The organism is Flavobacterium sp. PS2, assembly GCF_046250155.1.
GTDB lineage: Bacteria > Bacteroidota > Bacteroidia > Flavobacteriales > Flavobacteriaceae > Flavobacterium.
The window spans coordinates 2499814-2512431 of sequence record NZ_CP176426.1; the positions used below are offsets into that span (position 1 = coordinate 2499814).

General features: G+C 33.2%; 12 protein-coding genes. All 12 read right to left on the reverse strand.

Translation table 11 applies throughout. The features are described from left to right. Window positions 1-247: 247 nt before the first annotated feature. The gene (tnpA, locus tag ACJ6WR_RS10755) at window positions 248-682 is read right to left on the reverse strand and encodes an IS200/IS605 family transposase (protein ID WP_409417783.1); all 435 of its coding nucleotides are present in this window, start codon (window positions 680-682) and stop codon (window positions 248-250) included. Window positions 683-704: 22 nt separating this feature from the next. Then, the gene (locus ACJ6WR_RS10760) at window positions 705-2063 is read right to left on the reverse strand and encodes a rhodanese-related sulfurtransferase (RefSeq protein ID WP_409417784.1); all 1359 of its coding nucleotides are present in this window, start codon (window positions 2061-2063) and stop codon (window positions 705-707) included. 219 nt (window positions 2064-2282) lie between these two features. Further along, window positions 2283-2693, reverse strand: a complete 411-nt coding sequence (locus ACJ6WR_RS10765) for a BrxA/BrxB family bacilliredoxin (protein ID WP_039113515.1) — start codon at window positions 2691-2693, stop codon at window positions 2283-2285. Window positions 2694-2880: 187 nt separating this feature from the next. After that, window positions 2881-3294: a helix-turn-helix transcriptional regulator gene (locus ACJ6WR_RS10770; protein WP_052250035.1), complete on the reverse strand. Its 414-nt coding sequence runs from the start codon at window positions 3292-3294 to the stop codon at window positions 2881-2883. 204 nt (window positions 3295-3498) lie between these two features. Continuing rightward, window positions 3499-3927, reverse strand: a complete 429-nt coding sequence (locus ACJ6WR_RS10775) for a helix-turn-helix transcriptional regulator (protein WP_052250034.1) — start codon at window positions 3925-3927, stop codon at window positions 3499-3501. A gap of 434 nt (window positions 3928-4361) precedes the next feature. Continuing rightward, window positions 4362-5159, reverse strand: a complete 798-nt coding sequence (locus ACJ6WR_RS10780) for a tetratricopeptide repeat protein (protein WP_409417785.1) — start codon at window positions 5157-5159, stop codon at window positions 4362-4364. Window positions 5160-5175: 16 nt separating this feature from the next. After that, window positions 5176-6330: a lycopene cyclase family protein gene (locus ACJ6WR_RS10785; protein ID WP_409417786.1), complete on the reverse strand. Its 1155-nt coding sequence runs from the start codon at window positions 6328-6330 to the stop codon at window positions 5176-5178. A 375-nt stretch (window positions 6331-6705) separates the two neighbouring features. Beyond that, window positions 6706-7170 carry a thioredoxin family protein gene (locus ACJ6WR_RS10790; protein WP_409417787.1) on the reverse strand — a complete coding sequence of 155 codons (465 nt, stop codon included), beginning with the start codon at window positions 7168-7170 and terminating at the stop codon, window positions 6706-6708. A gap of 240 nt (window positions 7171-7410) precedes the next feature. Next, the gene (locus tag ACJ6WR_RS10795; RefSeq protein WP_409417788.1) at window positions 7411-9687 is read right to left on the reverse strand and encodes a TonB-dependent receptor; all 2277 of its coding nucleotides are present in this window, start codon (window positions 9685-9687) and stop codon (window positions 7411-7413) included. A 199-nt stretch (window positions 9688-9886) separates the two neighbouring features. Further along, entirely contained in the window at window positions 9887-10783 is an 897-nt protein-coding gene (locus ACJ6WR_RS10800; protein ID WP_409417789.1) for an NAD(P)/FAD-dependent oxidoreductase, read from the reverse strand. Between the two features lie 245 nt (window positions 10784-11028). Next, window positions 11029-12237 carry a GTP-binding protein gene (locus tag ACJ6WR_RS10805; RefSeq protein ID WP_409417790.1) on the reverse strand — a complete coding sequence of 403 codons (1209 nt, stop codon included), beginning with the start codon at window positions 12235-12237 and terminating at the stop codon, window positions 11029-11031. After that, the gene (locus ACJ6WR_RS10810; protein ID WP_039118662.1) at window positions 12234-12587 is read right to left on the reverse strand and encodes a MerC domain-containing protein; all 354 of its coding nucleotides are present in this window, start codon (window positions 12585-12587) and stop codon (window positions 12234-12236) included. The genes ACJ6WR_RS10805 and ACJ6WR_RS10810 overlap by 4 nt, the downstream gene beginning before the upstream one ends. Window positions 12588-12618: the final 31 nt, after the last annotated feature.

A 12618-nucleotide genomic window follows, 5' to 3' on the forward strand; every position in this document is an offset into this window, starting at 1 on the left:
ATTATAGCCCGCAGTTTCAACCGTGGGATGCATGTTGTTAAGCATTTTATTGTCTCCAACGGTTGAAACCGTTGGCAATGTCTCCAATATTGTGTTTATGTATTTTTAATTATAGCCCGCAGTTTCAACTGTGGGATGCATGTTGTTAAGCATTTTTATTATCTCCAATATTTTGTTTATGTTTTCAATTATAGCCCAAGGTTTCAACCTTGGGTATCGTGGGAAACATTTGCATATCGTTAAACATTCATTTATTTTCTATTTGGTGTAATTTTATAAAATCATCAAATTCATCTTGTCCATTTTTCTTGAGGTGATGTTGTTTCTGATTTTTTATATAATTGTAAACAACATCTAACTGAGATTCACTGACTGAAAAAGCAGCAAAGCCTGTTTGCCAAGCAAATTTTTCAAGGATAAGGTCTGCTCTATTTGCAAAATGAGAAGAACTTCCTTTTATTTGCTTTACTATATCTGAAATAGATTTTTGCGGATTTTGTAAAAATAAGATGTGCACATGATCAGGCATTCCATTAATGATTCTAACAGGGCATCCAAGTTCAATTAACTCTTCCCGAATATAATCATATACGTTTTTTTCAATTGAATAATCAATTAATTCCTGACGATTTTTGGTTGCCCAAATTGCATGAATCCATATTTTCGTAAACGAATGTGACATGTAAATTAGCTTAAAATTTCAGCTAATTTACAATTTTATACAATTTATCTGACAAACGAATGCGAAATGGAACTTCAAAAGTAACTCTATCGCCAATTTTAGCGGTAGTAGCAGCTATTTCGTTAACAATCATTTTTTCTAAAACCAATTCCTGATTTCCTGTAGTTGGTCCAGAGATTAAGATTGTATCACCAGCATTCAACTCTTGATTTTCGATAGTAAAAAGACCAACTTGAGCTTTTACATAATAATGCTCTGCTTTACCAAGAAGTACTTTTTTTACTTTTATTTTTTGGCGAATATCGACTGATTTCTCCGCTGTAGCCAAAGAAGTATTAGCTAGTTCACCAGAATGTTTGAATTTCAAACTATCCGATTTTCCTTTTCTAAAAACCTTATTTCCAACTTGTTTTCCAGTTCTTAATCGCACCTGATCAACTAGTGGCATGTGTATAATGTCTAGACATTCTGTAGAGCAACAGTTTTCCATTGCAGTTTTACAATCATCACACTGAATAAACAATAAATGACATCCGTCATTCTCGCAATTGGTGTGATTGTCACAAGGTTTCCCACATTGGTGGCATTGTGAAATGATATCTTCGGTGATTCTTTCGCCAAGACGATTATCAAATACAAAGTTTTTCCCGATGAATTTACTTTCTAAACCTTCAGCTTCAATTTGTTTGGCGTAATTAATAATTCCACCTTCTAATTGATAAACATTTTTAAAACCTTGATGCTTAAAATAAGCACTGGCTTTCTCACAACGAATTCCACCTGTACAATACATTACCAGGTTTTTATCCTCTTTATGATTCTTAAGTTGATCGTTAATTATTGGTAAACTCTCTCTAAAAGTTTCTACATCAGGAGTAATTGCTCCTTTAAAATGTCCCACTTCACTTTCGTAGTGATTTCTAAAATCAACAACAATAGTATTTGGGTCATCAAGGATTTCATTGAATGCTGCGGCTTTCAGGTGAACGCCTATATCAGTTACATCAAAAGTTTCGTCGTTTAAACCGTCAGCGACAATTTTGTGACGAACTTTAATGGTAAGTTTTAAAAAGGAATGGTCATCATGTTCTACAGCTTCATTCAATCGTATGCCTTTCATGAAATCATAGACTTCAAGAGTTTCTCTAAAAGCCTCCAAATTTTCGGCAGGAATACTCATCTGAGCATTTATACCTTCGTTGGCAACGTAAATTCGGCCTAAAGCATCAAGCTTATTCCAGGCTACAAATAAATCATCGCGAAATTTTTTGGGATCTTGAATTTTGGCATACGCATAGAAAGACAACGTTAGTCGTTGTTTACCGGCATCATCAATCATGATGGCTCTTTCTTCTGCGCTCAAAGTGTTATACAGTTGCATGCTATAAACAGTTTTAAGTTAAGAAATTATTTTTTTGAAAGTGCAAAAGTAAGGAAAAAGGTTCAAAGTTGCAAAGGCTTGAAGTAACAAAGGTTCTGAGATACTAAGTTGCCAAGGTTTTAAGTTTTTAAAGGGACTTAACAAAAACAAAAAAGCACTAAATTAATAGTGCTTTTTAAATCTTTGTACCTCTGTACCTTAATACTTCTTTGAACCTAATTAACAGAACTCATTAAAAGCATCTTGTAAATTCTCAGCAATTAATTCAGCTGGGCGACCTTCGATATGGTGACGCTCTAACATGTGAACTAATTCTCCGTTTTTAAACAAAGCCATACTTGGCGATGATGGAGGGAAAGGGAACATATGTTGTCTTGCTGCATCTACAGCTTCTTTATCAACACCTGCAAAAACAGTAATTAAGTGGTCTGGTTTTTTAGCACCATCTAAACTCATTTTTGCTCCTGGACGTGCGTTTCTTGCTGCACAACCACATACAGAGTTTACAACTACTAATGTTGTTCCTTCTGATTTGATTGCGTTATCAACTTCTGCTGCACTATGTAAATCTTGAAAACCTGCTGATGTTAATTCAGCTTGCATTGGTTTTACCATTTCTTCTGGATACATATTTTTTATTTTTTAGTTTAACTTTAAGAATTGCAAAGTTACAAAGTTTAAAAACAAGAACTTTAATTCCGGTATAAAGTTTTGTTATAGTTTAGTGTTTGTTTTTAAATCAAATCATATAGTATAACATTATTCGGAATTTCCCTTATTTTGTGGGTTTACAGATAGATAAGATAAAGTTGCGATTTTATTTTTTATCAGGAAATTGATAATTGTATTGTTTCAACCGACCATTTGTACTTTCTGTTTTATGTTTAGTTGTTAAAATGGTTGACTTATTTTTCTCGGGAACTTCAAAGGTTGAAAGATAACTGCTTAGATATTTTTTGAGCATTTGTATGCTGTCAATTTCAACCGAGTAAACTATTCTTTTCCCTTCATTTTTTATCATTACAAGATTTGCTTTCTTTAACTCTAATAAATGTTTAGATATTGTTGATTGTGCCAACGGAATTAATTCGACGATTTCACCGCAAGTTCTGTTGTTTTTTTTCCAGAGCAGGGTCATAATCTGAATTCGCGTAGGATGTCCAAGTGCTTTGCAAATTTCTCCTACTACTTTTGTCTCGATATCAAAGTTTAAGTGTTTAGTAACTCCCATAAATTTGCCAATTAATTTACTATCGTTATTGTACGATTACATTAAATGTACATTAGTCTTAATTGTAAAGTTACAAAGTTTAAAAGTAAGAATTTTAATTCCTGAATAAAGTTTTTGTAATAGTTTAAAGTTTGTTTTTAAACCAAACACAATACTATATTTTCTTCTAATTTGTGGCTTTTCAATGGGAGAAATCAAGGATATCTACATTGCCTGTTTTATTATTTTATCAGGAAATTGATAGTTGTATTGTTTGAAATGGCTATTTCTACCTCTTGGTTTACGTTTAGTTGTTAAAACGGTAGCCTTGTTTTGTTCGGAAAGTTCGATGGTCGAAAGATAACTAGTCAAATACATTTTAAGCATTTGAATGTTTTCAACTTCAATAGAATAAATTGTTTTTTTTCCTTCGTTTGTTACAATTACAAGATTAGCTTTTTTTAATTCTAATAAATGTTTGGATATAGTTGATTGTGCCAGCGGAATTAATTCAACAATTTCACCACAAGTTCTGTTGTTTCTTTTCCATAACAAGGTCATAATTTGTATTCGAGTAGGATGTCCCAGTGCTTTACAAATTTTCCCTATTGCTTTAGTTTCTATATCAAAATTTAAGTGTTTAGTAACTCCCATAATTTCCCAATTTATTCATTATCGTGAATGAACGATTACATTAGATCTACATTATTATAGTAGATTTTCTTACTCCTTTTTTTCTCTTTATTTTGGTTTGTTTTCTATTGCTAGAGGTCAAACCTTGGCTTTTTGCAAATAATGGATGAACATTATTTAGAATTTGCAAAGCTAAATCCGAACAAGTCTTTCTAACCGCCTCAATAAAACCTTATAACAAAAGAATAAGACATTTTTTAGCTGTAGAAGAAACCTCAGTTCTCAAGGCATCCACTACTTTTTTCGATAAAATGTTATTCTTGTAATTTCTATAGGAAAGTAGTCAGAGTATCAACTCAACAGATAAATCGAGAATTATTTTAAGTCGTATTGGGATAAAAAAAATCTGCAAGGTAGAGAGACTTTGCAGATAGTAGAGTTTTGTTGATTAACGATTATTTGGTAAACTTTACCTGATATGGATAGGTTTCGTAAATAGTATTGTCCTCATTAAGCGTAAATCCTTTAGCAGCATCTTCTCTTGCCGAAGTTGCCAAGGTTGTAATTTCTTCTTTTGACTTGCCTAGTTTAAACAAACAAATTGCTTTGTAATATTTTGCATCCGAAAACTGTGGGTAAATCTTCAGAGCTTTATCAAAAATAGCAATTGCTTCATCCCATTTTTTGAGTTCATATTTGGCTATTCCTTGGTAAAAATAAGCGGTGGGATGTTCTAGTTGTTGTCTGTTTTTATATATATCATTTACATAATCGTCAAAAAGTTTTTCTGCTTTATCATATTCGTTAAGTTGCAAATAGCAAAGCCCGATATAAAAACTATAGGGATGATCCATTCTATATCCGTTTCCGTAAAGTTTAATCGATTCTTCTAAATCCTGGATCGCTTCTTTGTAGTTTTTTACGAAAATACATTTCATAAAACCTCTATATGGTAACCATTCTTGCTTATCGTATAAAACAGCCTTGTCTAGAAATGGCATTCCAACTTCATATTTTTTACATTTAAAATAAGGCATTGCTTTTTGTTGCCACAAATAGGCTATTGTATTGTCTTTTTTTAAGCCTTCATCAATACAATTTTGCCACTCCGACATTTGAAAAGTGTAATTGTATTTGTAAGCACAACTATCTAAAGATTGTTTAACGATAGCTTCCTGAGCCTTGTTTTTTGGCATTTGACCAAAGGAAAGAATTGTAGTAAAAAAACAGCAACCTAAAATAATGTTTCTCAAAAGGTAAGATTTAAAGTTAGTATTTATTTGAAAGAAAAATCACTCTAAATAACGCTTTTATAAATGGCATTTTTGGGCACTTTAAAATAACTTTAACATCTTCGATTAAGTTAGTTTCTTCGTCTAAAAACTTAAAAATCAATGCAGGATTCCCTTTCTGAAACATATCCGAAAAAATAGAGCTTCCCAGTTCATTGTTTCTGTTAAGGATATCCAATAAAAGCAAATCATAAAACCAGAATTTACTTTTTTTATGAAATTTCCGGAAATCAGTTTGAGTTTCAAGAAATGATATTAATTGTGTTGACTTTTTATCAGACTTTTTAAAAGTATATCCTGTACTTGCTTTGGTCCAGCCACCAGCCGTACCGATATTCAGTACTCGATTGGTGTTTCTTTTCCAGAAAGGATAACAAGTCATCGGGATGCTTCCTTGTTCCTTTTCGATTATTTCATAATCCTGAATACCTAGTTTTTGGATATAGTTTTTAATCTCCGATTCGTATTCTTGTTTTTCTAAAAGAGAATGCGAAAACAAAGTATATTCAATCAAAGCTTCGGTTGTAGATGTTGGTAAAACATACATAAACCGCGTGTTTCCTTTTTGAGCAACCGAAAAATCCATGAAGGTAACTTGTTCCGAATTAAAAACAGCTTCGTTACTTTTGATAAACCATCCAATAAAATGCTGTTGTAAAACGGGATATTTTTGTTGACTTTCGACCAATGCTTTGTTGTAAATACTATTTAAAAGCTGGTTACAGGTGAAAGTATTTGTAGAAGTTGCGACAAAAACATGAGTTTCAAGTTCGTTAATGTCGGTTACTTTGTCGTTTAGGAAAGTGATGTTTTCTTGTTTTTCAATTAGTTCAAAAACAGAATTGTAAAATTCCAAACTACGAATTTGATTGTATTGATAGGGCTTTAACTCTAAATCGCGTTTAAAGTTTTCATTGGCAAATAATGCTAAATCCCATTTTTTTGAAATAGCGCTTTCCCAAGTTGATTCCTCTTTCTCCCAAAAACACCAAGTTCGATCATTGGTTTTCTTAGTGTCTTCATCAATTAGCAAAATAGATTTTCCGGTATACTTCCCAGACAACACCATTTTATAAACCGTCATCATTGCTGATAAACCAGTTCCTGTAAAAATGTAATCGTAATGCTTCATGTTGTGGGAAATCTATTTTTATCAAAAATAGGGAATTTTATTAAACTTATTATTTCCCAAACTTGTGCTTCTGATGAAGGAAGTAGCTTGATAATCTTTATAGAGAAATTGAACCACAACATTTATCAAACTTTTTAATCTGTACAATCTGTGGCAAAAAAAATTAACCGCAAAGAACGCAAAGCTTTTACGCAAAGGTCGCAAAGTTTAACAACTCATGCAATTTCATCCAAGTCTTTGCGAGGGGAACGCGGATTAAGCGGATTCGCCTAGGCGAAAACACTGATTAAACGGATTTTCTTTCTAATGTTTTCAAAAATCTGTTTCATCTGCGTTCCCTTATAGACAATATAGTATGTAAAATAGAGTAAATACTCAATCTTTGAGTTTCGCTAAAATCAATTCAAAATCTTTAGCATTGTGATAATTTGTATCTTGAAAAATGATTTCATTTTCGGGGTTTAAAACACAAATAATGGGGTACGTTATTTGATTTTTTACTGTTCCTAATTGAATTGCCAATTCATTAACTCCGCTTGAATTTCCGTTTGGATTATAGTTGAAGGTTTGATTATTAAAACGGATTGTTTTTTTTTCTTCAGCATTAAAATCAACAAAATAGAATTCGGCGTTGAGTTGCGCTATTATTGTTTTGTTCTTGAAAGTTGAATTTTTCATTGCCTGACAATATTTACACCAATCGGTATGGATAAAAACAATGACTTTCCGTTTCTGTATTTGCTGTAAGCTATCTATTTGCTCAAACGAATAGGAGCGTAGTTGGGCAAAACCTGTTGAGGTAATTGCTAAGAAAAGAATAATTAGTATTAGCTTTTTCATTTGTTTTTTGCTTGTGATTAAAAGGGACGCGGATAAAACGGATTCGTTCAGGCGAAAACGCGGATAAAAACGGATTTTTTATTGTTTTTTGAAATCCTTTAATCTTTATAATCTGTGGTTTAAAAAAGAACGCTGATAGCATAGTTTTTTTAATGTTTTGAAATCCGTTTTTATCCGCGTCTTTACTTTTGTAAATCCGCGTCATCAGCGTTCCTTTTTAGATTATTCTATCAACCTTATTTATCTCAAGTTATATCGTAACCCAAAGAAACCTCGTATTCCTTGGTTTGGCCCGTAAACATAAGTTGTGTCAAATGTTAAGCCATATGGGTTGCTTGGCGTTACAAGTACAGTTCCGTTTGGTGCGTATTCTACGTTTTTGTCAAATGGGTCATTGGTTCTCGATATCAAGAACGGATTGTTTCGCTTTGGTGTAAAGTTAAGTAGGTTTTTAATTCCTGCATACAATTCAAAATTTCTCCAACCTGTATATGTAAACTGAATGTTTTGTAAACTATACCAAGGTGAGTTTGGACTTCTTGGGTCGGTATTACTTAATAATGGTAATTTCATCGGACTGTATAGATTTCCGGTATAATCTATTGCTAAATCTATCGGATCAATTTTATACGAAATGCTCCAAGTTGCTGTGAATTTTTCTGTTAGATATGGTCTTTCTCGAACTCCGTCCTGTACATTAGAAACATCCATAATCGTTGCGCCAGTAATTATTTTTAATCCGTTAGTAAAGTTCACATCAATGTTTGTGCTGATTCCCTGGCTTATCGCATAACCATTAATATTGTCATAAATGATTTTGTTTGGATCTGTTACATAATCTGAAACTATCTTATTACTAAATCGAGTATAAAAGGCGGTAGTTTCTATTCCTACGAAAGTTCCGCTCGAAAAGTATATTTTCTTGATGTAGTTTAAATTGGCATTGACCGATTTTTCGGGATCCAGATTGTTTGCAATAACAACTTCTCGTGAACCTGTTAAAGCGGCGTGATCTTCAGTAAATAAATTCACAACTCTATAACCCGTTCCGGCATTAAAACGGAGGATATTATTGTCGTTGAATTTTAGTTTATAAGCAAATCTTGGAGTGATGATATTCCCGTGAATTGAGTTGTAATCGTATCGAAGCCCTAATAGGATTTTGTTTTTTTCGTTGAGCGTTATTTCGTCTTGCAAGAAAATACCTGGCAGCCATGTTTTCTCTGGGTTATTCTGTCCTTGCAATGATGTCGAAGTTGTATTGTCGTCGTAATAAGTGTAGCGAGAAGCAATCCCGGCAAGCAAATCGTTGCTTCCAATTTTCTTGTCCCAGGTAAGTTGAGCAAAACCTATTTTTTGGTTCGCAATATACGATGTAGTTCCGTAGCGACTATCTTGGTAATGAACGTTACCAGAAAAAGAGAATACCAGTTTTTCTTCTGTTGGTAACTGGTAACTTCCTATAAGTTCACCACGTTTGGTGTAAATACTCTCACCGTAAATTTCGTCGCCACCACGATATTTTTTCTCCCAGCGTACATCACCTCCCCAGCGGTCTTCATACATTCCGCGTGCGGCAATGGTAAAAAGTCTGTTTTCTTTTCTTTTAAAAGTCCATTTTTGAAATATCGAAATACGATCTTGTAGTGTAACATCAGTAAAACCATCATTATCATTATCGATCCTTTGGTTATAATTAAAATAATTAACACCTAATAAAGCGGTTGCTTTTTTACCCACGTCAAATTTTACTCCCAAATCTACATTTGTTTCTAACCAACTTGTAGTAAAAACATCGGCGGAGAAAGTCGGTGCATTGGCTGCGCTTTTGGTAATAATATTGATTAATCCACCTACGGCTTCACTTCCGTATAAAGAGGATGCAGGACCCTTTACAATTTCAATTCTTTCTACCAATGAATTCGGAATACCCGATAATCCATAAACGGTCGATAAACTACTTACAATTGGCATTCCATCAATCATTACCGCTGTGTATGGACCTTCCAGACCATTTATATGAATGTCTCCTGTGTTACAAACGCCACAATTAAGCTGAGGTCGAACTCCGTTTACGTTTTGCAATGCTTCATAAATATTGGCGGTAGGATTTTTTTTGAAGAAAACTGGTGAATAAACCTCTACAGGTACGGCACTCTCTAATCTTTTTACTGCCTTTAAAGTTCCTGAAATTACTACTTCGTTTAGTTCATTTTCATCATTAGATAATTCGAAATCTATTATAAGTGGTTGATTTTCTTTAACAGATATGTTTTTGATAATAGTTTGCAAGCCAAGCGATGAAATCTGAATCTTATAATTTCCTTGCGGAATACTCTCTAATTTGTAATTACCTAAACTATCGGTTTGGGTTTTATAATTTGTTTTTAATAATTGAATATTAGCTTGTGGGTTTTCCTGATTTTCAATAGATACTTTTCCTGAAATTGAAGTAGTATTTTGTGAAAATGAAACCTGAAGTATTGAAAACAGTAGTATTGTAAATAAATATTTCATTTTATATAAATTATATTTTAGACAAATCTAAAAATTATATTCGACAAACAAAATTCTAATGTAAAAAAAGTATAAATTCATATTAAAAAAGCGGTTCATTGTTAAAGATGAACCGCTTACTATCCCGATCGCAAACCAAAACAATCGGGATTCTAAAAAACAAAAATTCAAAAAAATGAAACGTTTAATTAAAATCTTCCTATATAATTTCTTTGTTTATCATTGCGCCAGCAACAGATCCAGAGGAAACGGCCAGAGCAAGAGAGCGTGCAAATGTGCTATTGTCGCCTGCGGTATAAATGCCAGGAATTGTTGTTTTTTGCAAAGCATCTACTTTTATTAAGCCTTGTTCGGTCATTTCGCAACCTAATTCTTGTGGTAAAAAGGAATGTTGCTCAAAAGGAGGTTTGGCATAAAGTGCTTTAATAGCTGCTTTTGTACCGTTTTTAAAAACTATATTTATTAATTTACCTTCATTGTGTTCGAAATAATCAATTTGTTTTTCGACTATAGCAACATTATTCTTTTTAAGAATTTCGGTTTGTTCTTCGGTCAGAGCTGATGTACCGTTTGTGAATAAGGTTAGACTTTTTGTCCAGTTAGAAATCATCTTTGTGAATTCATATCCAATAGCTTCGTTTGCAATAATGCCGGTTGTTTCATTTTTTACCTCATATCCGTGGCAATATGGACAATGTAATATTGAAATTCCCCAGCATTTTGCAAACCCATTTATCTCTGGAAATAAATCTCTTAGCCCTGTTGTAAAAAGTAATTTCCGGGCAGTATATATTTCTCCTTTTTCGGTTTCTATCTCAAAAGCGTTTTTGCTTTTTATAACTGCAGTTGCTTTAGCTTCTACGAAAGTTACCGTTGGGTATTTTAAAACTTGTTTTTTTGCTCTTCTATTAATATCCGAGGGTTTCTTACCATCGAGGGTTATAAAATTGTGAGAATATGGCGTTTGTTGGTTGCAGGGTTTGCCGCTATCGATTATTAATACTTTCCGTAACGCACGACCTAAAGCCATTGCTGCTGAAAACCCGGCATAACTGCCACCGATTATTATAACATCATATTTGTTATTGTCTATCATAGTTTTATATTTATTGTTTATGAAAAACCCGTTAGGGACGACTAATTTTAACTCATAGGAACATAGATTTTGCACACACAAAAAAGGCGTTTCACTTGTTTTAAATGCACATAGCTAGTATGTGAAAGAAATATATTTCTTTTTGTTTTCTTTTATTTACACATAAAATCTATGTTCCTATGTGTTAAATAATTTTTTGCAACCCGAATGAAGAGCTTATAGACGCTGTAATTGTACCCACCGGGCTATGAAAAGATTCTAGGTATAGGAAATGGGTCTTTTTTTGAGAAACTTCCTTTTTGATAATCAATAATTTCATCTTCGGAGCAAAGGCACTTTTTAAGTTCTTTGGTGATTTTTTCTTCATTCATTTTTTGACCAATAAAAACGATTTCATTAAGTCGGTCGCCAAAATCGGAAGTCCAGCGTTCTTCGATTATATCCTGAAATTCTACAAAATTGTTATAAGACATGCGTTCGCCAAGCGGCATACTTGCCCACCAAACGCCAGCGCCCTCAGCTTTCATTGATCCACCAGCCTGACTCCAGTTTATGGCTTGCTCAGGACGAGATGCCATCCATAATAATCCCTTACTACGAATTATATTTGAAGGGAAATCAGATTTAATAAAATGCCAAAACCGATGTGGGTGAAACGGCTTTGGGTCACGAAATACAAACGAACTTATTCCGTATTCTTCGGTTTCGGGTGTATGAATTCCTTCTAACTCTCTAATCCATCCTGCCGAGTTTTCGGCTTCTTCAAAATTGAATAATCCTGTATTTATAATCTCAGCCAGATTTACTTTGCCTAAAACCGAAGTAAGTATTTTGGCAACGGGATTTAGTTTCTGAATATAAGCTTTAAGTGTTTGTAGCGATTCAGGAGGTATTAAATCTGTTTTGTTCAGAATAATAACATTGGCAAATTCTACCTGATCTACCAAAAGATTTACAATTGTTCGGTTATCGTTTTCTATATCAGATGCATTTCGTTCTTGTAATGTTTCGGCAGAACTAAAATCTTTGAAGAAGTTTAAACTATCTATAACCGTAACCATTGTATCGACATAACTAAACCGCGATAAATCGATATTTTCATCTTCATTTACAAAAGAGAACGTTTGTGCAACAGGAATGGGTTCGCTAATTCCAGTGCTTTCGATAAGTAAATAATCAAAGCGATTTTCTCTGGCAAGCTTTTCTACTTCAATCATTAAATCTTCTCGTAAGGTGCAACAAATACATCCGTTACTCATTTCGACCAGTTTTTCTTCGGTGCGTGATAATGTGTGCTCATTTTTTACAAGTTGCGCATCAATATTTACTTCGCTCATATCATTAACAATCACAGCGACTTTTAAACCTTCTTTATTGTGAAGAATGTGATTGAGCAAAGTTGTTTTTCCGGCTCCAAGAAATCCGCTTAATACAGTTACAGGTAGTTTTTTCATTGTTCTGTTTTTTTATGGCTTCTGTAATTTAAAAAATGACCGATTATCATTCCGATTCCTCCAATAAAGATTAAATAGGAATGTACATCTAGTACTATTTCTATGAGAATACTTATAAAAATGAGGGTTAAAGACAGAATAAGGATACTACTTACCAAAAGATTGGATTTCTTTATTATTTTTACAACAGCAAAGAATCCTATTGAAACAAATAATAAATCGATTAAGGGATTGTGACTAAGTCCTAAAGGAAGGATTGTAATGACAGGGAAAATTAAGCAATGTATCAGGCAAATAGATGCGCTCGAAATTCCTAATAAGTCCCAATTAAAGGTTGTTTTTGTTTTCATTATCTTGTATATTTGCTTAATGCAATAATGT